19 protein-coding genes are annotated in these 23,655 nt (G+C 73.4%); 7 read left to right on the top strand and 12 right to left on the bottom strand.

The features are described 5' to 3' along the window. Positions 1–761 (bottom strand): adenosylhomocysteinase (locus tag ACFYZL_RS24790; protein WP_388681700.1); only part of this gene is annotated, 761 nt, incomplete at its 3' end. Between the two features lie 356 nt (positions 762–1,117). On the opposite strand from ACFYZL_RS24790, the gene ACFYZL_RS24785 reads away from it, so the two are divergent. Together ACFYZL_RS24785 and lepB are read left to right on the top strand one after the other, a co-directional pair. After that, positions 1,118–3,133: a fructose-specific PTS transporter subunit EIIC gene (locus ACFYZL_RS24785; RefSeq protein WP_388681697.1), complete on the top strand. Its 2,016-nt coding sequence runs from the start codon at positions 1,118–1,120 to the stop codon at positions 3,131–3,133. A 73-nt stretch (positions 3,134–3,206) separates the two neighbouring features. Further along, positions 3,207–3,911 (top strand): signal peptidase I, encoded by a 705-nt coding sequence (gene lepB, locus ACFYZL_RS24780; RefSeq protein WP_388681695.1) that lies wholly within the window; start codon positions 3,207–3,209, stop codon positions 3,909–3,911. Positions 3,912–3,992: 81 nt separating this feature from the next. Here the strand turns inward: lepB and ACFYZL_RS24775 are convergent, their stop codons facing one another. The 6 genes from ACFYZL_RS24775 to ACFYZL_RS24750 form a co-directional block, all read right to left on the bottom strand. Beyond that, complete coding sequence (locus ACFYZL_RS24775) at positions 3,993–4,922, bottom strand: cation diffusion facilitator family transporter (RefSeq protein WP_384754285.1); 930 nt, start codon at positions 4,920–4,922, stop codon at positions 3,993–3,995. 70 nt (positions 4,923–4,992) lie between these two features. Further along, complete coding sequence (gene manA / locus ACFYZL_RS24770; RefSeq protein WP_384754282.1) at positions 4,993–6,150, bottom strand: mannose-6-phosphate isomerase, class I; 1,158 nt, start codon at positions 6,148–6,150, stop codon at positions 4,993–4,995. A gap of 39 nt (positions 6,151–6,189) precedes the next feature. Beyond that, positions 6,190–7,323 (bottom strand): SIS domain-containing protein, encoded by a 1,134-nt coding sequence (locus ACFYZL_RS24765; RefSeq protein ID WP_384754279.1) that lies wholly within the window; start codon positions 7,321–7,323, stop codon positions 6,190–6,192. A gap of 62 nt (positions 7,324–7,385) precedes the next feature. After that, a complete protein-coding gene (locus tag ACFYZL_RS24760) occupies positions 7,386–7,571 on the bottom strand; it encodes a Trm112 family protein (RefSeq protein ID WP_329384818.1) in 186 nt (61 codons plus the stop codon). A 283-nt stretch (positions 7,572–7,854) separates the two neighbouring features. After that, the gene (locus ACFYZL_RS24755; protein WP_384754276.1) at positions 7,855–9,225 is read right to left on the bottom strand and encodes a phosphomannomutase/phosphoglucomutase; all 1,371 of its coding nucleotides are present in this window, start codon (positions 9,223–9,225) and stop codon (positions 7,855–7,857) included. A gap of 78 nt (positions 9,226–9,303) precedes the next feature. Then, positions 9,304–9,687 carry a DUF3499 domain-containing protein gene (locus ACFYZL_RS24750; RefSeq protein ID WP_384754273.1) on the bottom strand — a complete coding sequence of 128 codons (384 nt, stop codon included), beginning with the start codon at positions 9,685–9,687 and terminating at the stop codon, positions 9,304–9,306. Positions 9,688–9,777: 90 nt separating this feature from the next. Between ACFYZL_RS24750 and ACFYZL_RS24745 the strand changes: the two genes are divergently transcribed. After that, a complete protein-coding gene (locus ACFYZL_RS24745; RefSeq protein ID WP_384754270.1) occupies positions 9,778–10,269 on the top strand; it encodes a metallopeptidase family protein in 492 nt (163 codons plus the stop codon). 105 nt (positions 10,270–10,374) lie between these two features. Here ACFYZL_RS24745 and ACFYZL_RS24740 read toward each other — a convergent pair whose 3' ends face one another. The 3 genes from ACFYZL_RS24740 to ACFYZL_RS24730 all read right to left on the bottom strand — a co-directional run bounded on the left by ACFYZL_RS24740 (position 10,375) and on the right by ACFYZL_RS24730 (position 16,196). Beyond that, complete coding sequence (locus ACFYZL_RS24740; protein WP_384754267.1) at positions 10,375–11,865, bottom strand: DUF5719 family protein; 1,491 nt, start codon at positions 11,863–11,865, stop codon at positions 10,375–10,377. Further along, positions 11,862–15,560: a glycosyltransferase gene (locus tag ACFYZL_RS24735; protein WP_388681688.1), complete on the bottom strand. Its 3,699-nt coding sequence runs from the start codon at positions 15,558–15,560 to the stop codon at positions 11,862–11,864. The genes ACFYZL_RS24740 and ACFYZL_RS24735 overlap by 4 nt, the downstream gene beginning before the upstream one ends. Before the next feature lie 372 nt (positions 15,561–15,932). Continuing rightward, a complete protein-coding gene (locus tag ACFYZL_RS24730) occupies positions 15,933–16,196 on the bottom strand; it encodes a WhiB family transcriptional regulator (protein WP_003983763.1) in 264 nt (87 codons plus the stop codon). Between the two features lie 645 nt (positions 16,197–16,841). Between ACFYZL_RS24730 and ACFYZL_RS24725 the strand changes: the two genes are divergently transcribed. Genes ACFYZL_RS24725 through ACFYZL_RS24715 form a run of 3 tightly spaced genes read left to right on the top strand, consistent with a single transcriptional unit; the run spans position 16,842 to position 19,643 of the window. After that, positions 16,842–17,363, top strand: a complete 522-nt coding sequence (locus ACFYZL_RS24725) for a cysteine dioxygenase (RefSeq protein ID WP_384754262.1) — start codon at positions 16,842–16,844, stop codon at positions 17,361–17,363. Positions 17,364–17,391: 28 nt separating this feature from the next. Then, positions 17,392–18,351: a 2-phospho-L-lactate transferase gene (gene cofD, locus ACFYZL_RS24720; protein WP_384754260.1), complete on the top strand. Its 960-nt coding sequence runs from the start codon at positions 17,392–17,394 to the stop codon at positions 18,349–18,351. Further along, complete coding sequence (locus tag ACFYZL_RS24715; RefSeq protein ID WP_388681683.1) at positions 18,348–19,643, top strand: coenzyme F420-0:L-glutamate ligase; 1,296 nt, start codon at positions 18,348–18,350, stop codon at positions 19,641–19,643. The genes cofD and ACFYZL_RS24715 overlap by 4 nt, the downstream gene beginning before the upstream one ends. Positions 19,644–19,655: 12 nt before the next feature. Here the strand turns inward: ACFYZL_RS24715 and ACFYZL_RS24710 are convergent, their stop codons facing one another. Both ACFYZL_RS24710 and ACFYZL_RS24705 read right to left on the bottom strand, forming a co-directional pair. After that, the gene (locus ACFYZL_RS24710) at positions 19,656–20,663 is read right to left on the bottom strand and encodes a DNA-3-methyladenine glycosylase family protein (RefSeq protein ID WP_388681680.1); all 1,008 of its coding nucleotides are present in this window, start codon (positions 20,661–20,663) and stop codon (positions 19,656–19,658) included. Between the two features lie 629 nt (positions 20,664–21,292). After that, positions 21,293–22,708 carry a peptidoglycan recognition protein gene (locus tag ACFYZL_RS24705; protein ID WP_384757929.1) on the bottom strand — a complete coding sequence of 472 codons (1,416 nt, stop codon included), beginning with the start codon at positions 22,706–22,708 and terminating at the stop codon, positions 21,293–21,295. 140 nt (positions 22,709–22,848) lie between these two features. Between ACFYZL_RS24705 and ACFYZL_RS24700 the strand changes: the two genes are divergently transcribed. Continuing rightward, positions 22,849–23,598 carry a TIGR03089 family protein gene (locus ACFYZL_RS24700; protein ID WP_388681677.1) on the top strand — a complete coding sequence of 250 codons (750 nt, stop codon included), beginning with the start codon at positions 22,849–22,851 and terminating at the stop codon, positions 23,596–23,598. Positions 23,599–23,655: the final 57 nt, after the last annotated feature.

Genomic DNA, 23,655 nt, shown 5'->3' with positions numbered 1-23,655 from the left:
ACGTCGGTGGCGCGGTTGATGCCGTCGATCAGGGAGTGGCGGCAGCCGTACTTGTTGTCGAACTTCGACTTCGTCACGGCGTCGTTCACGTTGATCGCCGGGAAGAGCAGGTCACCCGACTGCATCATCTCGTACAGGCGGTGGACACCGGTGGTGGTCTCCTCCGTCACGCCGCGGATCTCGGACGCGAGCTGGGTCCACTTCTGCGGGGCCTCGGCGAGCGTGCGGTTGAGCAGCTGGAGGATGTAGCCGTACTCCTCGGAGTCCGCCGTGGACGGGTCCGGGGCGGAGCCGGCCTTCTCGAACTCGACGCCCTTGTGGACGAGGAGGGTGGCGTCACCACCGTCGTCGAGGATCATGTTCGGGCCGCCGGTGGGGGTGTTCGGCCAGGTCAGCGCCTGCTCCGTGCACCACCAGTACTCCTCCAGCGTCTCGCCCTTCCAGGCGAAGACGGGAACGCCCTGCGGGTTCTCCGGGGTGCCGTTCGGGCCCACCGCGATGGCGGCCGCGGCGTGGTCCTGGGTGGAGAAGATGTTGCAGGAGGCCCAGCGGACGTCGGCGCCGAGGGCGACGAGGGTCTCGATGAGCACGGCCGTCTGCACGGTCATGTGCAGGGAGCCGGTGATACGGGCGCCGGCCAGCGGCTGCGACGCCGCGTACTCCCGCCGGATCGACATCAGACCGGGCATCTCGTGCTCGGCCAGGGTGATCTCCTTGCGGCCGAAGGCGGCGAGGGAGAGGTCTGCGACCTTGAAGTCCATGGGTGCTGCTCCTCATGGTTCGAGAGGGTGGGTACGGCTGGGCCGTGCGCCGGCCTGTTGGAGACATGGCGGCACACCGAGCACAGTCCGTCGGGGGTCCTCTCTCCCCTCGGCCGGTCTCTCGGACCGCCCGACCGCCATCAGCAGCGACGCCTGACACTGATGACGAATCTACACCGATCGGCGCAGCCGGCCCCAGTCGACCGGAGATCACGTCGGGGCGGGATTCAGGCCTTCCGGTGGGCTTCTTCAGGGCCTTTCGGACTTTTGATCCACTCCTTGTGCCGGGCAGGATTTTCGGTGGATCGGTCGGGTAAGCGGGATCCCGTGGACCCCTCGGCGTGAAGGAGTTTCCAGTGACCAGTCCGGCAGGCCCTCCCCCGGGCGGAAGCGCGGTCGGGCAGAAGCGGCTGAAGCTGCTCGCCGTCACCGCGTGCCCCACGGGGATCGCGCACACCTACATGGCCGCGGAGAAGCTCCAGCAGGCAGCCGACCGTCTCGGCTTCGACATGAAGGTGGAGACCCAGGGATCCATCGGGGCCGAGAACGTGCTCTCTGACAACGATGTCAGGGAGGCGGACGGCATCATCATCGCCGCCGACAAGGAGGTCGACCGCGAGCGCTTCGCCGGGAAGCGGGTGCTGACCACCGGTGTCGCGGACGGCATCCACCGGCCCGAGGAGCTGATCGAGCGGGTGCGGAGCGCGCCCGTGCAGGGCGGCACGGCCGCGGCGGGTGGTGGTGGCGACGAAGGCGGCCGGGAGCGCGGTGCCGCGTACAAGGCGCTGATGAACGGCGTCTCGCACATGATCCCGTTCGTGGTGGTGGGCGGTCTGCTGCTCGCCGTCTCGATCGCGCTCGGCGGGCACACCACCTCCCGGGGCATCGAGTTCGACCAGGGCTCCTTCTGGTTCCACGTCAACGCCCTCGGCGGACTCGGCTTCAAGCTGATGCTGCCGATCTTCTCCGGCTACATCGCCTACGCGCTCGGCGACCGACCCGCGCTCGTGCCCGGCATGATCGGCGGATTCCTGGCCGCCGACGCCGTGACGATCTACGGCGCCGAGGCCAACGCGGGCTTCCTGGGAGCGATCGCGACCGGCTTCCTCGCGGGATACCTGGTCGTGTGGATCAAGAAGCTCAAGGTCCCCCGGTTCGTGCGGCCGATCATGCCGATCATCGTGATCCCGATCCTGTCGACGCTGGCCCTCGGTCTCGTCTACGTCTACGTGATCGGCCGGCCCATCTCCTGGCTCTTCACGCACCTGACCGACCGGCTGAACGGGATGACCGGCTCCAGCGCGATCGTGCTGGGCGCGCTGATCGGCCTGATGATCGCCTTCGACATGGGCGGCCCGGTCAACAAGACGGCGTTCCTCGTCGCGGTGGGTCTCATCGGCACCAACAACACGGTCATGGGCATGGCCGCCGCCGCGATCCCCGTCATGCCGCTGGGCCAGGGCCTGGCGACGCTGCTGCGCCGCAGGCTGTACGGCGAGCAGGAGCGGGAGACGTGTATCGCCGCGCTCTTCATGGGCTTCTTCGGCATCTCGGAAGGTGCCATTCCATTCGCCGCCGCCCGGCCCGCGCAGGTCATTCCGGCGAACATGCTGGGTGGCGCCGTGGCCGGTGCGATCGCCGGTGTGGCCGGGGTCGAGGACTCGGTGCCGCACGGCGGTCCGATCGTCGCGCTGTTCGGTGCGATCAGTGGTGTCGCGATGTTCTTCGTCGCGATCGGGGCCGGTGTGCTCGTCACGGCGCTGACCACCAACGCGCTGATCGACTTCAAGCGGCGCGGGAACGGCGGCGCCCGGCAGTCCCCGGCCGTGCCCGTGCCACTGCCCGTACCGGTGCCGGTGGTCGTACCGGCGCCGGCCGCGCCCGCGGCGGCTCCGGCCGCGGAGGCCGGCCCGCCGGAGGCGCTCTCCGGGTACCTGACCGGACAGACCGTGAAGACCGCGCTGGTCGCGGACTCCAAGGAGGCCGCGATCCGAGAGATGGCGCAGCTGCTGGCCGGCACCGGCGACGTCCGGGACGTGGACGAGCTCGTACGGGTCGCCCTCGCGCGGGAGGCGCAGGGTACGACCGGTCTGGGCGAGTCCATCGCGATCCCGCACGCCAAGACGGACGCGGTGAGCCGGCCGATCGTGGGCTTCGCCCGCTCGGACGAGGGCATCGAGTGGGGTGCGCTGGACGGCACGAAGGCGCGGCTGGTGTTCATGATCTCGGTGCCGGAGGCCGCGGCGGGCGACGAGCACCTGCGGATCCTCGCGCTGCTGTCGCGCAAGCTGATGGACGGCGGCTTCCGGGAACGCCTGCGATCGGCGCCGGACGGGCCCGCGATCCTGGCGGTGCTGGGCGAGATCCGGTAGTCCCCGAACCGCCCGTCGGGCCCTTCGACACCCTGGTGGCGGGGGGCCCGACGGCGTTCCGTACGCTGCGCCGATGATCAAACGCAGGCGGGGGCGGAGACGGGGTATCTGGGCGATCGTGCTGCTGGTGGCCGGCAGCCTGCTGGTGCTCGGCGGGACGGCCTGGGGGGCGGTGTCGGTTTCCGGAGACCACCCACCGGTGGTCTACGACAAGAAGACCGTCGGGAGCGAGAACATGCGGCCGACGTACGTGCCGGGGGACACCGGCTGGTTCTCCAGGGGGGCCGACGGCGAGAACTTCGAGGTCTCGCGCGGTGACGTGGTGCTCGTGGATGTCACGGAGTGGGTGCCGGACGGGCTGCTGCTGTCGCGGGTGGTGGCGATCGGCGGCGACCGGATCGAATACCGGCGGGGCGAGAGCACGCTCAGGCTCAACGGGCAGCCGCTCGAGGAGCCGTACATCCTGGACCGGGCGCGGCCGTCGAGCGTGCCGTTCGACGTGACGGTGCCGCCGGGACGGATCTTCCTGATGGGCGACAACCGCATGAACTCCTTCGACTCCTCGCTGCGCCCCGAGAAGGAGCAGGGCACTCTCCCCAGGACGTCGGTGGTCGGCGTGGAGGTCTCGCGCCCGACGGGCCTCGTGGTCGCGGGCGGAGCGGCCGTGGTCGGGGTTGTCGTGTTCCTGATCGGGGGCGGGCTGGGCATCGCCTCGCTGGTGGCGCGGCGGCGGCAGCGGAAAGCGCCGGTTCCGGCCGGAGTCCGGCCGACGGCCTGAGCGGGCCCGGGCGTCCCGACGTACGCGGAAGGCCCCCGCACCGTGCTGCGGGGGCCTTCCGCGTACGTCCGACCTGCGAGGTCAGCGGCCGTCGGCGGCCGGTGCCCGGTAGATGTCCGGTTCGAGGTAGATGACCCGGGCGATCGGGACGGCCGCGCGGATGCGGGCCTCCGCGGCGTCGATGGCCCTGGCCACCTCGGTCGCGGTGTCGTCGTGCTGGACCGCGATCTTGGCGGCGACCAGCAGCTCCTCCGGGCCGAGGTGCAGGGTGCGCATGTGGATCAGGCCGGTGACGGTGTCGCCGTCGACGACGGCGGCCTTGATCTTCTCTACGTTCTCCGCGCCGGCGGACTCGCCGAGCAGCAGGGACTTGGTCTCCGCGGCCAGGACGAGCGCGATGACGATCAGCAGGACGCCGATGCACAGGGTGCCGATGCCGTCCCAGACGCCGTTGCCGGTGAGGAGGGCGAGGCCGACGCCGCCCAGGGCCAGGACCAGGCCGACGAGCGCGCCGAAGTCCTCCAGCAGGACCACGGGCAGCTCGGGGGCCTTGGCGCGCCGGATGAAGTCGGTCCACGACAGCTTGCCGCGGATCTCGTTCGACTCCTTGATGGCGGTGCGGAAGGAGAAGCCCTCGGCGATGATCGCGAAGCCGAGCACGCCGATCGGCCAGTACCAGTCCTCGATCGGATGCGGGTGCTGGATCTTCTCGTAGCCCTCGTAGATGGCGAACATGCCGCCGACCGAGAACAGCACGATGGAGACGAGGAAGGCGTAGATGTAGCGCTCGCGCCCGTACCCGAAGGGGTGTTGGGGGGTCGCCTCCCGTTGGGCCTTCTTCCCGCCGAGGAGGAGCAGTCCCTGGTTTCCGGAGTCAGCCACGGAGTGGACGCTTTCCGCGAGCATCGACGAGGAACCGCTGAAGAGGAATGCCACGAATTTGGCCACAGCGATGGCGAGGTTGGCGGCGAGTGCCGCCACGATCGCCCTGGTACCGCCCGACGCGCTCATGGGTGCAGGATGTCCTTCCTAGCGACTGATACCGGCCGCACATTCTTGCAGCCGCCGGTACGACGCTACGTCAGACCATGACAGTGGCACGGAAGAGCGTGCCGGTTCCGGACAGTTCGACCTTTTCGCCCGCCGGTACGAAGACCGACTCGCCCGGCGCCAGGACCAGTTCGCCCGCGCGTGGCGAGCCCGCCGTGCAGAGCAGGATCTGCGGGGCGCCGTCCGGGAGCACCCGGGAGACGGCGCCGGGGGCGAGGACGAAGCGGGAGAGGCGGAATTCGTCGATGGGGGCCTCGTAGACCTCCTCGCCGTTGCCCTCCGGGCGCAGTACGTTCGGGTCGCCCGGCTCGAAGTTAGTGATCTTCAGCAGTTCGGGTACGTCCACGTGTTTGGGGGTGAGCCCGGCGCGCAGCACGTTGTCGGAGTTGGCGAGCAGCTCGACCCCGAGGCCGTCGATGTAGGCGTGCGGGACGCCCGCGCCGAGGAACACGGCCTCGCCGGGCTGGAGTCGGAAGTGGTTCAGGAGCATGGCCGCGACGACGCCCGGGTCGCCCGGGAAGTGGTGGACGAGGGAGGCGTACGGCGCGTACCGGCCGCCGAGGCGGTCCGCGGCGGTCTCGACGTCCGCGACGGTGCGGGCCATCTCGGCGCGGTCCGCGCTCAGTACGGCGGTGAGCACCTCGCGCAGGGCCGCTTCCTCGGGGTGGGCGTGCAGCAGGTCCACGTACGGCTTGAGGCTGTCCACGCCGAGGCCGTCGATGAGGTCGGCGGCCTCCAGCGGCGGGCGGAAGCCGCAGAACCCGTCGAACGGGGTGAGCGCGCACAGCATTTCGGGCTTGTGGTTGGGGTCCTTGTAGTTGCGGTGTGCGGCGTCGAAGGGCACGCCGCGGCGCTCCTCGTCCTCGAACCCGGCCTTGGCCTGGTCGAGGTCGGGGTGGACCTGGAGGGAGAGCGGGGCGCCCGCTGCGAGGATCTTCAGGAGGAAGGGCAGCCTCGGGCCGAACCTGGCGACGGTGGCGGCGCCCAGTTCGCCCTCCGGGTCGGCGGCGATGACGTCCGAGAGGGCCTGCTCACCGTCCCCGCGGTCGAGGCGCGAGGGCGCGCCCGGGTGGGCGCCCATCCACAGCTCGGCCTGAGGCTCGCCGGTGGGGTCGACACCGAGGAGTCGGGGGATCGCGGTGGTCGATCCCCAGGCGTAGGGGCGGATCGTGTTGGTCAGGCGGTCCATCGTCGTCTTCCTGGATAGAGCCGGGCACCGTGGTGTGTCTCAGCTGTGTCCCCCGGAGGCCAGCGCCAGGTAGGCGGTGGCGAAATCCGTGACGGCGAGGAGTTCGGCGAGCTGCTCCAGCTCGACGCCCTCCTCCGGTTCGAGCTCGCTGATGGCCGTGTCGTGGCTGAGGGCGAGCTCGCGTGCGGCGGGTGCGGCCGTGAGGCCGCCGGCCGGCCGGTCACGCAGCAGGACGACCCGGGCGCGAAGAGCCTGCGGCTCCTCCACCCGGTCACGGAAGAAGTCATCGGGATCGGCGCCGGCGGCGAACGCGCCGGCGAGCAGGACACCGTGGGCGGGCAGGGCTTCGGGGAGCGCGGCGGACAGTGCGGGGCGCCCGGCGAGCTCGGCGAGGGTGGCGGCGAAGCGGCGGCCCGCGGCACCGGCTTCGGCACCTTCGCTCCAGATGAGCGGAAGGGAATCGGCCAGCTCCGCGGCGAGGGTCTTGGCCGGGTTGGAGTACGTGACGATGGCGGGCCCGCAGCGCTCGGCGGTGCGGTCGAGCCGGTCCGCGACGAGCTGGAGGGTGTCCGGGGCGGCCGTGACCAGCCCGACCTTGTCCAGGAGCAGCAGCAGCGGGGTGAGCAGGGCCCACAGGGCGCCGGGGCCGGCCGCGGCGGACTCGTCGTACTCCTGGTACGGGGCCTTGGCCATCGGTACGAGGAGCCCGTGCGCGCTTTCCACCGCCTCGGTCAGCGGTGAGCGCTCGGGGGCGACGGCGACGACTGTACAGCCGCGCCGGTAGGCCTGGTCGGCGAGGACGCCGAGCCCGGGCTCGGTGCCGTCGGTGGTGGCGATGAGCAGCAGGTCGACAGGGCCGGCCCAGCCGGGCAGGGACCAGCGCAGGGCTCCGGAGGCGTGCGCGACGCCGGTGGGATCCAGTCGGATGACGGGCGCGGAGGCTCCGGCGAGGGCGCCCAGCAGGTCGGCGACGCCGGTTGCGGCGGTGCCGGGGCCCGCGATGAGGACCGCGCGGGGGCGGCCGTCGGGGCGGAGATCGCCGAGGCCTGCCTCGGTCGCGTGCCGGGCCGCCGTGCGGACCCGGGCCCCGGCCTCGGCCGCGCCGCGGAGCAGGCCCCTGCGGTCTGCGCGGGCGAGATCGTCCGGTGCGTCGAGGAGCGACTCGTCGAGCATGGCGGCCTCCTGCGGTGTTGACGCGGGTGGGGTCAGGCGCTGGCCGTCGGGCCGGCCTTCTTTCAGGCGGGGCGGCGGGCCTCGTCCACGAGCAGGACCGGGATGCCGTCACGGACGGGGTAGGCGAGACCGCAGTCCTGGCCGGTGCAGATCAGCTCGGGGGCCGTTTCGTCCGCCGACGCGTCCTGGAGGGGGGAGTGGCAGGCGGGGCAGGCGAGGATCTCCAGAAGACCGGCTTCGAGCGGCATGTGGTGCGTTCCCTTCGGGCATGCGGATGGTTGTGCGGGCGGGCGAGGTCAGCGTACCGCCGAGTCACCTCCGGTGCGGCCTGGAGGCTTGTGCCGTGCGGCCGCGTCCGGGGCGCCGCCCCGGGCCCCGCGCCCCAAACGCCGGCGGGGCTGTGTTTGCCGGTGCGGCGCCGTTGCCGGGACGCTGCCCCGGACCCCGCGCCCCAAACGCCGGCGGGGCTGGATTCGCCGGCCAGGGGCTGGATGTGCCCACCAGGGCTTGAGAGGCGCGGGGCCGGGTCGGTCAGGCGCGGATGAGGGACAGGACCTCGTCGCGGACCTTGGTGAGGGTGGCGGCGTCGCGGGCTTCCACGTTCAGGCGGAGGAGGGGTTCCGTGTTGGAGGCGCGGACGTTGAACCACCAGTCCGCCTCCGACACGGTGAGGCCGTCCAGCTCGTCGAGCGTGACTCCCTCGCGGCCGGCGTAGGTCTCCTTGACGGCGGCCAGGCGGCCGGCCTGGTCGGCGACGGTGGAGTTGATCTCGCCGGAGCCCTCGTAGCGGTCGTAGGAGGCCACCAGGGCGGACAGCGGGCCGTCCTGGCCGCCGAGGGCCGCGAGGACGTGGAGCGCGGCGAGCATGCCGGTGTCCGCGTTCCAGAAGTCCTTGAAGTAGTAGTGCGCGGAGTGCTCGCCGCCGAAGATGGCGCCGGTCTTGGCCATCTCCTCCTTGATGAAGGAGTGGCCGACGCGGGTGCGGACGGGGGTGCCGCCGTTCTCGCGGACGACCTCGGGGACGGACCAGGAGGTGATCAGGTTGTGGATCACGGTGCCGGTGCCGCCGTTGCGCGCCAGCTCTCGGGCCGCGACCAGCGCGGTGATCGCGGACGGGGAGACGCCCTCGCCGCGCTCGTCGACGATGAAGCAGCGGTCGGCGTCGCCGTCGAAGGCGATGCCGAGGTCGGCGCCCTCGGCGAGGACGCGGGCCTGGAGGTCGACGATGTTCTTCGGGTCGAGGGGGTTGGCCTCGTGGTTCGGGAAGGTCCCGTCCAGCTCGAAGTACATGGGGACGAGGTCCAGCGGGAGGCCCGCGAAGACGGTCGGGACGGTGTGGCCGCCCATGCCGTTGCCCGCGTCGACGACGACCTTGAGCGGGCGGATCGCGCTCAGGTCGACGAGGCCGCGCAGGTGGGCGGCGTAGCCGGGCAGGGAGTCCTGCTCGGTGACGGTGCCGGGGGTGGTGCCCTCCGGGGCGGCGGGGGCGCCCTCGTCGGTCCACTTCTCCACCAGCTCGCGGATCTGCGAGAGGCCGGTGTCCTGGCCGACCGGGGCGGCTCCGGCGCGGCACATCTTGATGCCGTTGTACCGGGCCGGGTTGTGCGAGGCCGTGAACATGGCGCCGGGCAGGTTCAGGGAACCGGAGGCGTAGTACAGCTGGTCGGTGGAGCACAGCCCGATCAGGGTGACGTCCACGCCGCGGGCGGCCGCGCCGCGGGCGAAGGCGGCGGACAGGCCCGGGGAGGAGGGCCGCATGTCATGGCCGATCACGATCGCCGTGGCGGCCGTGACCTCGACGAACGCGGCACCGAACAGTTCCGCGAGGGGCTCGTCCCACTCGTCCGGTACGACACCGCGCACGTCGTACGCCTTGACGATGTTCGAAAAATCTGCGGCCACTGCCTGCCCTCCTGAAGGTCCTGTGCGGTCCGGTCAACCTACCTTGAACCACGAGACGCCAGTCAGATGACCGGGGCGTCAGGAATCGGGCGATCTCAGGACGCGCAGGTGTCCGCGACGCGTCTCCCCGGTGGCCTGGCCGCCGTTCTGGCCGTGCCCCGTGCCCCCGGCACCGGCCGCGCGCTCCGGCGGGCGGGCGGCTTCGCGTACCGCGTTCGCGAGGGCTTCGAGGTCGTCGCCGCTGGGGCGCGACGGCGCGGAGCCGTCGGACAGGCGGACGACTTCCCAGCCGCGCGGCGCGGTCAGGCGTTCCGAGTGCTCGGCGCACAGGTCGTAACAGTGGGGTTCGGCATAGGTGGCGAGCGGGCCGAGAACTGCGGTCGAATCGGCGTAGACGTACGTCAGTGTCGCGACGGCAGGGCGGCCGCACGCGGTGCGCGAACAGCGACGTACAAGGCTCACGACGTTGGACGGTACCGCACTCTTGACCGGGCCGCGACGACTCTGCCGCCGCTCGCTCCCCCGTGTCGCCCCGAGGGCTACCCTGCGGGGGTGACCGACAGCACCCTTCCTCCCCCTCCCGCAGACCCTCCCGCGAGCCCGCCCGCGGGGGTTCCGGCCGAGCCGCGCGTGCGTCGACGGGACCGGCACGGACGCGGGATGCGCGGGCCGGTGGCGCCGCCGCAGGTGCCGTTGTCGGCGAGCCGGGCGGAGCTGTTCGGGGACCTCGTACGGGATTCCGTGGAGCGGCTGGAGCGGCGCTGGCCGCAGCTGGCCGAGGTGGAGTTCCTCGTCGGTGACGTCCCGGGCCCGCCGGGCGGTCCGGACGGCGGCTGGAACGACGAGGCGGTGCCACTGGGCGCGCTGTCGGAGCCGGCGGGCGGCAGGCCGGCCCGGATCGTGGTGTTCCGGCGGCCGGTGGAGATCCGTACGAAGACCCGGGACGAGAGGGCGTTGCTGGTCCACGAGATCGTGGTGGAGCAGGTGGCGGAGCTGCTGGGGTTGTCGCCCGAGACCGTCGATCCGCGTTACGGGCAGGACTGACCCCGCTCGGGCCATGGCCGTGGCCGGGTGCGGCGCCGTTGCGGGGGCTCCGCCCCCGGGCCCCCGCGCCTCAAACGCCGGCGAGGCTGGATTTTGCGCCGAACGTCACCTGGTCAGGACCGACAGGTCCTGGGCGGCGTTGGGTACCGAGACCGTGGAGTGGTCGTCCGAGAAGGCCTGGACGGTGAACATCGCGATGCCCTCGTGCGGCAGTGACAGGGTGCGGGCCGCGTGGACCGGGCCGCCCGAGAGGGTTTCGACGGTCAGGGCGTAGGCGCCCTTGCCGCCGGCCGGGGCCAGGGTGAGGGTCTGCGTGGTGCCGGCCTTGACGGTGACCTCCTTGGAGGCGGGCTCGCCCCCGCCGGTGCCCGGGGAGGCCGTCACCTTGACCTTGGCGTCGGCGCCCGGGGCCGTCAGTGACAGCAGGGTCGTGTTCTCCTCGGGCCGGTTGTCGGCCACGGTCGCCCGTGTCCCGATCGGGCCGGTGGCCGGTACGAAGCCCAGTTCCTGCTTGGCGCCGCTGCCTCGGACCACGCGGACCGCTGCGACCACCGGGACGGCCTTCTTGGCGTCCACCGGGGTCAGCAGCAGCGATCCGGCCTCGCCTCGGGTGACGTCCGCCAGGTCGGCGGTGGCGGTCATGCCGCCCTTGACGTGGAGCTGTTCGTTGCCCGCGGGGCTGATGGCGCCGCCCGGGCCGGCGAGGCGCAGCTTGAGGTCCGCGTCCTGTTCGCCGGGTGCGAAGGCGACGAGGCGTACGGAGGTGGCGTCCGCCGGGATGCCCGGCAGCACCAGGGAGCCCGCCGGGTCGGTGGAGGCGGGCAGCCAGTCGGTTCCGACGCCCTCCTCGGCGACCTGGACGGTGGCGCCGACGCGGCCCGCCCGGGTGGTGACGTGGGCGGTGGCGTCCGCGAGCTGGACGCTCGGGACGAGGGTGGCGAGGGAGACGGTCCTGGTGGATTTGGGCTCGACCCGGATGCTCTCGCCGACGCCCGCGTCGGACTTGGCGAGCCCGTCGGGGCCGAACAGCTTGATGTCGACGGTGGCGGCGGCGTCGTCCGGGTTGGTGAGGTGGACGAAGTCCTCGCGGCCCTTGGCCGTGCTGACCGCGGGGAACCAGAAGTCGGTGCCGGGTGCGGTGCAGGCGGTTCCGAGGACGCCGCGGGCCCGGCCCACCGAGACCTTGGTGGTCAGCTGAGCGGTCCAGCCGGGGGCGAGGGCGCCCTCGGCGCTGCCCGTCAGCGCGGGGGCCTCCGCCCCGGTGGCGGTGGCCCCGAAGGGCTTGCCGGGCTCCTTGGACTCCAGTACGGGCTTGGCGTCCTTGGTGGCGCCGAGGAGCCGGGCCGCGCCCTTGGCGTCCCCGGAGCCCTTGCCGGAGGCGGGGGTGAAGGAGGTGTAGGTGGTGTCGGCGATCTCGGAGGAGCTGGGCGCCGGGCACACCAGCAGGGACCGCTCGACCGGCATCCGGGCGGCGGCCGCCGCCTTGGCGTCGGCGGGCTTCGCGCCGGGGTCGGGGGCGGTGAGGGAGGCGACGCCGGTGAGGGCGGCGAGGGCCGCGGTCACGGCCGCGAGCGTCAGGGGTGCGCGCTGCTTCACTGCTGGGGGCTCCCGTCAGGACGCGGGTCGTGCTGTGCGTGGGGGTCGTGCTGCCGGAAGGCGTCGAAGGGCTCGTACGACTGCGGCTGCGGCTGCGGCTGCTGCTGCGGCTGCTGCTGCGGCTGCTGCTGCTGCTGCTGCTGCTCGTACGGCTGCTCGTACGGGGGGTACTGCTGCGGGTACGGGTCCTCGTAGGCCTGCTGGGGCTCGTGGTGCTGCTGGGCCTGCTGGTCGTAGGCCGGGTAGGGCTCGTACGGCTGTTGTTGCTGCTGCTCGTAGGCGTAACCGCTCTGGTCGCCGTACACCTGGTAGGCGTACGCGTCCTCGCCGTACACCGGCTGTGCGGGGATCTCCGCGTACGGGTCGGCGACGGCGGCGGCCTCCACCGGGGCGGGCGTCTGCTCGGCCTCCGCCTCCGCGCGCAGGCGGCGGGCGCGGCGGCCCTCGCCCGCCGACTCGGAGGCGGGTGCCTCCTCCTCCGGGAGGTCGTCGTCGAGGCCGGCCCGGCGGCCGGGGAGCGCCATCACGAGGAGCACCAGCGCGAGCAGGCCCTGCGCCCAGTGCCAGGCGGTCCGTACGAGCGAGGTCTCGTGGACGAGGTCGAGGCGGCCGCCCGCGGCGGGCAGCTCGAAGCCCTGTGCCCAGCCGTCGACGGTCTCGGCCTTGAGGGGCTTGCCGTCGAGGGTGGCCCGCCAGCCCGCGTCGGCGCGGTCGGCGATGCGCAGCACGCGGCCCGACTCGCCCGCGGGGATCTTGGCGCCGTGGACCTCGACGGGGCCCGCCGCGACGGGGGTCGGGGCCTCGCCCTGCTTGGCGGAGACGATGACGGCGCGGGGCAGCCAGGGCTCGACGCCCCACAGCGCGGTGCCGTCCTGCTGGTGGCGGCGGCTGAGGCCCGGGGTGGCGTCGAGGACGCGGCGGATCTCCTCGGGGCCGCCGGGGCGGAACATGACGAAGCGGATGGCGTAGGCGCTGAGCTGGCTGGACTGGTCCGCGCCGGATCCGGCGACGAGGTTGGAGACGACCTTGTCGAGGCGGTGGTCGCCACCGCTCGCGCTGGTGATCTCGGCGTCGCCGAGGCGTCCGCCGGGGCCGCGCACGAGGCTGTAGGAGATGCCCTTGGCGGCGTCGAGGCCGAGGACCAGGGTGCGGGTCTGGTTGTCGTCCCCGCCGGCGTCGGCGACGAAGGCCGGGACCTGCACCGGGTCGCGGCGCTCCAGCGGGCCGTCGGCGCCGGCGACCATCCAGGTGGCCGCGGCGACGAGCGGGCCCACGGCGGCGCCGAGCGCGATCAGCGCGGCCAGCGGCTGGCGCCAGCCGAAGCTGCGGGCGGCGACGCGTTCCCTGGCGCCGTCCGCACCGACCGCGGCGGCGGCGAGCAGCGCGAGCCCGTACACGAGGGTGGCGGGTCCGGCCCAGGAGCCGCGGTTGAGGAGGACGGCGAGGGCCAGGCCGGCCAGGGCGACGGCCCAGGCCGTGCGGACGGCGAAGCGCCGGTCGGTGCGCAGCAGGGCGGCGAGCGCGGCGAGGACGATGCCGAGGAGGAGCGGGCCGGCGGCGGTGCCGGGGCCGCCGGGGCTGATGCCGAGGAGGTCGAGGCCGCCCGCGGAGCCGGCCCCGTACGGCAGTCCGGCCTCGTCGAGGAGGCGTCCGGGGTGCAGGAACAGGGTCGTCGACCAGGGGGCGAGGACGAGGACCGGGAGGGCGAGGGTGGCGAGCAGGCGCGGTCCGTACGTCTTCCACTGCGCCCGGCGCAGGGCCAGCGCCGCGATGCCGAGGACGGCGGCGAGCGGCCAGACGACCGGGGTGAAGGCCGTGGCCAGGGTCAGCAGGAGGATGTACGTCCACACGGCGCGCCAGGTGCCGCGCCGCTCGGGGTCGTCGGTCTTGTCGGCGGTCTCCCCGAGGGCGAAGGCGGAGACGGCGGCTCGGGCGATGAGCGGCAGCAGGACGGCGAGCAGGGCGGTGCCGAGGCGGCCGCCGGCGAGGGCTCCGGTGACGGCGGGCAGGAAGGCGTAGGCGACGGCGGCCCAGGCGCGCAGCAGCCGGGACTCGACGAGCGGCCGGGAGGCGAAGTAGGCGGTGAGGCCGGCGAGCGGGACGGAGCCGACGAGCAGCAGGGTCAGGGCGGCCTGGGTGGATCCGAACAGCAGGGTGGCGAAGCCGCCGAGGACGGCGAGGTACGGGGGCGCCGAGGCGGTGGTGCCGGTCCCCACGGGCTGCCAGCCGGCCGTGTAGGCGCGCCAGAGGTCGGCGCCGCCGTCGGGGGCGGGCAGCAGGGCGCCGCCCATGAGGGAGCCGCCGCCGATCAGGGCGCGGCAGGCGGCGAGGGAGACGAGCAGGAGGACGGCGAAGAGGGCGGGGGCGGGGTTGCGGGCGATCCGCTTGAGGCGCGCGAACCGCTCCTCGGCCACCGGGTAGTCGCCGTCCTCGCCGGGGGCGGTCAGGATGCTGCCGCCGCCGTGCCGGCCGGCGGGGGCGGAGTCGGAGCCGCGGGCGTCGCCGAAGTAGCCGGCGAGCTGTTCGACGTTGGCCCTGACGGAGGCGCCGGGCGGCGGGAAGAGCGGGCGCAGGTCGGAGGCGGGGACCACGGGGCGACGCCGGCGCGACCGGGCGGCGAGGATCCGGCCGGGGCGGAGCAGGGTGGCGAGGAGGCCGGTGATCTCGTCGACGGCCTGTCCGGGGGCCTTGCCGACGAGGTAGGCGAGGGTCCGCAGGACGGTGCCGAGCAGTACGCGGAGCAGCACGTACGGCAGGGCGCGACCGGAGCTGTTGGCGAGGATGGTGTAGACGGCGCCGGCCTTGTCCACGCGGTGCGGGCTGGCGCTCGTACGGCCCGCGCAGTCGACGGTGCGGCGTTCGCGGGCGGCGGCCTCGGCGTGCCGCATGACGGCGTCGGGGGCGACGAGGACGGTGTGGCCGGCGCTCTGGGCGCGCCAGCACAGGTCGACGTCGTCGCGCATGAGGGGCAGGCGGCGGTCGAAGCCGCCGAGGTCGTCGTAGACGTCGCGGCGCACGAGCATGCCCGCGGTGGAGACGGAGAGGACGGGGCGGACCTGGTCGTGCTGGCCCTGGTCCTGTTCGCGCCGGTCGAGTCCGGTCCAGCGCCGGCCGCTGCGGGCGATGGTGACGCCGGCTTCGAGCAGCTGCTTCTTGTCGTACCAGCCGCGCAGCTTGGGGCCGATGACGGCGGCGTCGGGGTTCTCGTCGGCGACGCGCAGCAGTTCGGCGAGGGCGTCCGGTTCGGGGGCGCTGTCGTCGTGGAGCAGCCAGAGCCATTGGACGGGCTCGCCGTGCGGGAGTTCGGGGAGGTCGTAGTTGTCGTCGCGCCAGGTGCGGCTGACGGGGTCCCAGCCGCTGGGGCGCTTGAGGTAGGGCAGGTCCTCGGGGGTGAGGGTGCCGGCGGTGCGGGCGGATTCGTCGACGGCGGCGCCGAATCCGGTGCGGCGGGCCAGGTGCAGGACGTGGTCGTCGCCGAAGGCCTCGGTGAGCAGCCGTGCGGACTCGTCGGCGCTGCCGGTGTCGGCGGCGACGTGGTTCTGCGCGGGGCGTTCCTGGCCGAGCAGGCCGGCGAGGGTCCGGGGCAGCCAGCGGGCGCCGTCGTGGGCGACGAGGACCGCGGTGACGACGTGCCGGGGGAACTCGGGGGTGGCGGGGGCCTGGTGGGAGGCCGCCGACTGGCTGTGCAGGGACATCGCGGTACGGGCCCTCCGGCCGGGGGTCCGGGGGTGGTGTGCCCTCGGAGGCTGCTGGACAGCGCCCCACCCTAACGGCTGGCAAAGCGACGGTCCGCCTCCTGCGGGGAAGGTGCGGGAGGCGGACCGTGTGCGGTGCTCTTGCCGTGCCGGGTGCCGTGTCGGCCGCGTGGTCGACATGCCGTGCGGTACGTCGTGCGATACGTGGTGCGAAATGTCAGGTGATGCGTGGAAGGTGCCGGTCGGGAGGCGCTTCCGGGCCCGGTGACCGGCGGTCGGGCCGGTGGTCGGGCGGGTGGTCTGACCGGTGGTCGGAAGGTCGGTCGGACCGGTGGGTGGGGCGGTCGTCGGGACGGTCGGACATCAGGACGGCTAGACGGCGGCCTTTTTCAGCCGGCGCCGCTCGCGCTCGGACAGACCGCCCCAGATGCCGAATCGCTCGTCGTTGGCGAGGGCGTACTCAAGGCATTCGGAGCGGACCTCGCAGGCCAGGCAGACCTTCTTGGCCTCGCGGGTGGAGCCGCCCTTCTCGGGAAAGAAGGATTCGGGGTCGGTCTGGGCGCACAAAGCGCGCTCCTGCCATCCGAGCTCCTCGTCCGCCTCCTCGACCAGCAGTTCCTGAAACAGCTCGGTCATGTGCGCCCCTCGCTCTGTTTGTGCGTCCCCGTGGTCATGTCGTCACTCATCGCTACGTAACGACACGAGTGAAATTACAAGTGCGGTGCTCCGGGGCAGTCAAGCCGAGATCTGCTATTGGGCCCCTTATTCACTCTGCGGAACCAAGCGTATGCAGAAAGTGTTCATATCGCCAAAAATCGTGACACATGCCACAGGCGTCACGCGATGCCCGTCTTCACCCGGAATCGACGTGTCACTCGGCGGCGTGGTTGCGATCCGGCCAAAGAAGCGGCGTAGATCACAGTCCGATTACGAGATCCCACATCCTGGTTTAGATGCGCCGGGTGTGAGCCCGGCACAGCGCCACATCCCCTGCCGTCGACTGCACAAACCTTTCTCCGCGCACAGTAACCGGATGAGGTGAAACTTTTGCCTCATTCCGGACATTGGGTTGACAGTCCGACCTCCGACCCGGTCTCCTTGTTCGCATGTCAGCGCCCGCAGCCACCACCCGGACCCCCATTCGTGGGTTCCTGTGCGCTGCCCAGGTTCGCTGTTGCTGTTGCAGCTGTTGATGCCCCAGGAGCGTCCGCTCCTCTGAGCTCCGGCCACCCCCACAGCGACCGCCAGCACCACTGACATCCGTCGAGGACTCCCCCCACGATGAACAGCACCGCCACCACCCCCGCAGCCACCGTCGAGAGCGACCTCCAGATCGCCGGCGACATCCTCGCCGTCCAGCACCTCCTCCAGCCCGCCCGCGAACACCCGGCCACCGTCGCCGAGTTCGTCGGCCTCGCCCGTTCCATCGCCGAGGACCGCTCCTCCTGGGAACACCTCGTCCGGTACGACGCCACCACGCGCTGGTACCACCGGCTGCGCACCGGCCCCGGCTACGAGGTGTGGCTGCTGAGCTGGGTCCCCGGCCAGGGCAGCGGCCTGCACGACCACGGCGCCTCCTCCGGCGTGCTGACCGTCCTGGAGGGCGAGCTCACCGAGCACACCGCCCGCGGCCCGCTCACCCACGGCCCCGGCGCGCAGCGCGTCCTCGCCCCCGGACAGGCCCACGAGGTCGTCAACGACACCCTCGACGGAGCGGTCAGCCTGCACGTCTACTTCCCCGGCCTCACCGAGATGCCGATGCACCACTGCTCCCCGGCCGAAACCGAGTCCGTGCCCGCCTGACCGCGAGCGGCCTGACAAACTGCGGTGCATGCGCATTGTTGTTCTGGCCGGCGGTATAGGCGGCGCCCGGTTCCTCCGCGGACTCAAGTCGGCAGTCCCCGACGCGGACATCACCGTCATCGGCAACACCGGTGACGACATTCACCTGTTCGGGCTCAAGGTGTGCCCCGATCTGGACACGGTGATGTACACCCTCGGCGGTGGCATCAACGAGGACCAGGGCTGGGGCCGTACCGACGAGTCCTTCACCGTCAAGGAGGAGCTCGCGGCGTACGGGGTCGGACCCACCTGGTTCGGCCTCGGCGACCGCGACTTCGCCACGCACATCGTCCGTACGCAGATGATCGGCGCCGGATACCCCCTGAGCGCCGTCACCGAGGCCCTCTGCGACCGCTGGCAGCCCGGAGTGCGACTGCTGCCCATGACCGACGACCGGGTCGAGACGCACGTCGCGATCACCGACGCCGAAACGGGCGAGCGCCGCGTCGTCCACTTCCAGGAGTACTGGGTCCGGCTGCGCGCCTCGGTGGACGCGGAGGCGGTCGTCCCCGTCGGGGCCGACCGGGCCAAGCCCGCGCCCGGCGTGCTGGAGGCCATCGCCTCGGCCGACGTGATCCTCTTCCCGCCCTCCAACCCGGTGGTGTCGGTCGGCACGATCCTCGCCGTACCCGGCATCCGGGAGGCCGTGGCCTCCTCCCCCGCGCCCGTCGTCGGCCTCTCCCCCATCGTCGGGGGCGCGCCCGTGCGCGGGATGGCCGACAAGGTGCTGGCCGCGGTGGGCGTCGAGTCCACGGCCGCCGCCGTCGCCCTGCACTACGGGACCGGGCTGCTCGACGGCTGGCTCGTCGACTCCGCCGACGCGGACGCGGTCGCCGAGGTGGAGGCCTCCGGGATCGCCTGCCGCGCGGTGCCGCTGATGATGACCGACCCGGCCGCGACCGCGGAGATGGCCCGCGCCGCCCTGGAACTGGCCGAGGCCTCCCGGTGACGGGCCTCTCGTACGAGGTCCGCGCCCTCGGCGGGATCCCGGAGATCAGGCCCGGCGACCACCTGGCGAAACTGATCACCACCGCCGCCCCCGACCTGCGGGACGGGGACGTCCTGCTCGTCACCTCGAAGATCGTCTCCAAGGCCGAGGGCCGCATCGTGCGGGCCGACTCCCGCGAGGCGGCGATAGACGCGGAGACCGTACGGGTCGTGGCGCGCCGCGGCGCCCTGCGCATCGTCGAGAACCGGCAGGGCCTCGTGATGGCCGCGGCCGGGGTCGACGCCTCCAACACCGCCCCCGGGACGGTGCTGCTGCTCCCCGAGGACCCCGACGCCTCGGCGGCGGCGATCCGCGCGGGGATCCGCGACGCCCTCTCCGTGGACGTGGGCGTGATCGTGACGGACACCTTCGGGCGGCCGTGGCGGGCCGGGCTCACGGACGTCGCGATCGGCTCGGCCGGCGTAAGGGTCCTGGACGACCTGCGCGGCGGCACGGACGCCCACGGCAATCCGCTGAGCGCGACGGTCGTCGCGACGGCGGACGAGCTGGCCGCCGCGGGCGACCTGGTCAAGGGCAAGGCCGCCGGTCTTCCGGTGGCCGTCGTGCGCGGGCTGGGCCACGTCATGGGCGAGGACTCCTCCGCCCGGGACCTGGTGCGGGCCCCCGCCGACGACATGTTCCGGCTGGGCACCTCGGAGGCCGTACGGGAAGCCGTGACGCAGCGCCGCACGGTACGGGCCTTCACCGACGAGCCGGTGGACCCGGGCGCGGTCCGCCGCGCGGTGGCCGCGGCGGTGACGGCCCCCGCGCCGCACCACACCACGCCGTGGCGCTTCGTACTGCTGGAGTCGGAACGCTCCCGCACCGAGCTCCTCGACGCCATGCGGGACGCGTGGATCGCCGATCTGCGCCGCGACGGCAAGCCGGAGGAGTCCATCGCCAAGCGGATCCGGCGCGGGGACGTCCTGCGCAAGGCCCCCTACCTGGTGGTGCCGTGCCTGGTGACGGACGGCGCGCACGACTACGGGCACGCGCGGCGGGACGCGGCCGAGCGGGAGATGTTCGTCGTCGCGATGGGCGCGGGCGTGCAAAACCTGCTGGTCGCGCTGGCCGGGGAGCGGCTGGGATCGGCGTGGGTGTCCTCGACGATGTTCTGCCGGGACGTGGTGCGCAAGGTACTGGGGCTGCCGGAGGACTGGGACCCGATGGGAGCGGTGGCCGTCGGCCACCCGGCCGCGGCTCCGACGGAGCGGCCCGCACGGGACCCGGAGGACTTCATCGAGGTCCGCTGACGCCCACGGCCCCTACAGCCGCCCGATGTCCCCGCGGGGCATCTTGGGGGTGCGGCGGGGCGGGGTGCGCCCGGCGAGGAGGATCAGACGGGCGGCGCGGTGGCGCTGGCCCGCGTACGGGGCGAGCAGCTCCAGCATGACGGCGTCGTCGGCGTCGCGGTCGCCCGCGAGGGCGTAGCCGACGATGCCGGGGAGATGGAGGTCGCCGGTGGTGACGGCGTCCGGGTCGCCGTTGCTGCGCTGGAGCGTCTCGGCGGAGGTCCACGGGCCGATGCCGGGTACGGCCTCCAGCCGGGCCGTGGCCTGCGGCAGCTCCATGGCGGCGGCCTCCTCCATGCGGGGCGCGACGCGGACCGCGCGCAGGATGGTGGAGGAGCGCTTCTGGTCGACCCCGGCCTTGTGCCAGTCCCAGGAGGGGATCTTGGCCCAGGTGGGGGCGGCGGGCATGACGTACAGGTCCAGCGCCCGCACCGCCTGCGGGCCGGGGGCGGGCTCTCCGTACTGCCGTACGAGGCGGCGCCAGGCGCGGTAGGCCTCGTCGGTGGTGACCTTCTGCTCCAGGATCACCGGGATCAGCGACTCCAGGACCATCCCGGTGCGGGTCAGGCGCAGGCCGGGGCGACGCCGGTGGCTGGCGTGCACGAGGCGGTGGCGGGGGACGAAGGCGGCCGGGTCGTCGCCGGCGCCGAGGAGGGCGGGCAGCTGCTCCAGCATCCAGTCGGCGCCGGGGCCCCAGGCCTCGGCCTGGATTCCCTCATTGGTCGCGGCCACCCTGAGGGTGGCGGGGCCCTGGGGGGTCTGGGCGGCCTTCCAGACGGAGCCGTCGGGGGTGGTGCGGAAGGTGGGGTCGGCGGGGCCGCGCCTGAGGGGGCCGAGGGTGAGGCCGAGGTCCACGGGTCCCTCGGGGGTCCACACCCGCCCCTTGGCCGCGGACCCGATCGTCCGCCCCTGCCCTGCGGGGACGTGGGTGCGGCCGCCGCGGGCTGCGGTGGGGGTGAGGGGGTCGAAGCGGCCGGCCATGCCTCTGAGCGTAGCCGCCGCCCGACCACTCCCGGCCACCGCCGGGGCCGCCGCCTTCCCCCGCACCGGGGCCGTGTGGATGGGGCGGCCCCCGCAGGGCGTCGAACGCCGGTGCCGGCGGGTCGGCCCCCACTTGGCACTCCCGCGCCGGCGGGGTCGGGTGTGCGGCGGGGCGCCCCCGCACGGCGTCGAACGCCGATGCCCTGGCGGGTCGGCCCCCACTTGGCACTCCCGCGCCGGCGGGGTCGGGTGTGCGGTGGGGCGCCCCCGCAGGGCGTCGAACGAAACCCGCTCCGCTTGCCGGTGCCGCATGGGGTTCGACGCCCGAGGAGGTGCCCCGGCGCGCGCCCGGCCCCGACGGCCCACCCTGCGGCCCGGCCCGGTCAAGGCGGTGCCGCTGCGCGGAGCCGTCCCCTACCCGCCCTTCCACCGTTCCCCGGGCTCCGCCCGGACCCGGCGGGGGCTCCGCCCCCGGACCCCCGGTCCTCAAACGCCGGACGGGCTGGAGTTGCCCCCGCGCCTCGAACGCCGGCGAGGCTGAGATGGCCCGGTCCGGGCGGCAGCAGCCGAAATCCAGTTCCGCCGGCGTTTGAGGCGCCGCCGGAGGCGGACACGACCCGCCGCCGGGGCTACGGGCGGCCCTGGAGTTTGGCCGAGGTCGTGCGGGTCGGGGGGAGTTGGTCGTACAGCCGCTTGCCCGGGCATTCCGTGGCGAAGCCGTCGCGGTGGCCCGAGATGACGTTCAGGCGGACCGACTGCCCCTTCGGGAAGCGGTTGCCGCCGCCCGACTTCAGGGTCGTCTTCCCCCGCGGGTCCGCGCCGAAGAGGCCGAGCTTCCAGGCCGTGAGGCGGGCCACCGCGTCGAGGGCGGCCTTCGGCGGGTTCGCCGAGGTGAACGTGCCGATGACGGCGACGCCCATGCTGTCGGTGTTGAAGCCCATGGTGTGCGCGCCCATCACCGGCTTGGAGACACCGCCCGCGCGGCCCTCGTACACCGTGCCGCACTTGTCCACGGCGAAGTTGTAGCCGATGTCGCGCCAGCCGCTGCTGACCACGTGGTAGCGGTACAGGCTGCGCAGCACCGCCGGGGCGTCCTTGCAGTCGTAGTTGTTGCCGGAGGCGCTGTGGTGGACGAAGGCCGCCTTGACCGTGTTGGTGTAGACGAAGCCGGGCTCGCGCAGGCTCTCGTCCGCGCCCCACCCCTTGCGGGTGACGATGCGCGGGCGCGGACCGATGTAGGGGGCGGCGGCCTCGGACAGGTCGCCGTCGCTCGCGAAGACCGCGTCGGCCGTGGAGTCGGCCTTGTCGAGGGCGGTGATCTCGTTCGCGCCGAGCGGGGCGTGCGGGACGTTCGCGGCGGAGGACTCGGCCATTTCCATGGTCATGCCCGGTGCCACCACCTCGCCCTTGTCGTCGCCGACGGGGCGGCGGTTCTTGCCGTCCGGCGCGGTGCCGGGCGCGGACCGGCCCGGGTCGACCAGTTCGATGCGCAGGCCGGACGGCAGTCGGGCGCCGGCCGCGCGGGCGGCGGTCCCGGAGCCGGGCTCCGCCTGGACGCGGACCTCCACGCCGTCGGACTCGCCGACCCACAGGGGGGCGGTGGCGCCGCGGATGCGGCCGGAGCCGCGTTCCACCGCGTCGGGGTCGGCGGCGTGCTCGCCGTTGTGGGTCTCGACGTCCTGCCAGTCGGACCAGGCGGCGGTGGCCGTGGACCGGGTGCGGACCTGGACCCGGCCGTGGAGCTGGGTGGTGACGTCGTCCCAGACGACGCCGACCAGCGAGAACGTCTTGACGTCGCGTGCGGCCAGGCCACGGGTCTCGGGGAGTCGGGGCGAGGCGCTCATGCCGGGGACACCGGGGCTGCGGTCCGAGGCGGCGGGTCCGATGGGGGCGAGCGGCAGGGACTGGGTGGACCCGGCAGGGGTCACGGGTGCGGCGGCCGCGTCGGGGGACACGGCCGCCAGGGCCGGGGTGGGCAGCGCGAGCGGCAGGGCCAGGACGGCTGCCGTCGCGACGCCGATCGAGGAAGCAAGGAATCCACGCATGGAAAGGATGGTGGGCACGCTCACCGCCCGGCGCCATCCGAGAACTGACGCTCCGTCCGATCGGGCCCGCCGTACCCCTCCCTCGTACGGTGGATCACGTGACCGCCGTACGGGGGAGCGGCCCGCGTACGCTTCGACACGTGAACTCCACTGACCGCACCCCTGCCGACCTGCTGCGATCCGCGCTCGCCGCCGATCCGGGCCGCCCGCTCGTCACGTTCTACGACGACGCCACGGGCGAGCGCGTCGAATTGTCCGTGGCCACCTTCGCCAATTGGGTGGCCAAGACCTCGAATCTGCTCCAGGGCGACCTGGGCGCCGAGCCCGGCGACCGCCTCGCGCTGCTGCTCCCCGCGCACTGGCAGAGCGCCGTGTGGCTGCTGGCCTGTGCGTCGGTCGGGGTCGTCGCCGAGGTGGGCGGGGATCCGGCCGAGGCGGACCTCGTCGTGAGCGGACCGGACTCGCTGGAGGAGGCGCGGGCCTGTTCCGGCGAGCGCGTGGCGCTGGCGCTGCGGCCGCTGGGCGGAAGGTTCCCGCAGCCGCCGGCCGGGTTCGCCGACTACGCGGTGGAGGTGCCGGGGCAGGGCGACCGGTTCACGCCGTTCGCCCCCGTCGACGCGGACGGCCCGGGGCTGGTCGTCGGCGGCGAGGAGCTCTCGTACGCGGAGCTGACCGCACGGGCACGCGAGGACGCGGTGAAGCTCGGCCTCGGCGCGGGTTCGCGGGTGCTGACCGGGCTCGGCTACGACACCTGGGAGGGGCTGTCGGCCGGGCTGTACGCGGCGCTGGCCTCGGGCGGGTCCGTGGTGCTGTGCCGGAACCTGGACCGGCTGTCGCCGGAGGCCCTGGCCCAGCGGGTGGAGAGCGAGCGCGTGACCCACACGGTCTGAGGCGTCACCCGCACGGCGGGACGGCGACGCCGGGCGATCTGTCACCCACATGGCCCT

This window comes from Streptomyces sp. NPDC001717 (genome assembly GCF_042892775.1).
Classification (GTDB): domain Bacteria; phylum Actinomycetota; class Actinomycetes; order Streptomycetales; family Streptomycetaceae; genus Streptomyces.
Note: the sequence above shows the minus strand (reverse complement) of the source record. Positions and strands in the feature narration are given on the sequence as shown.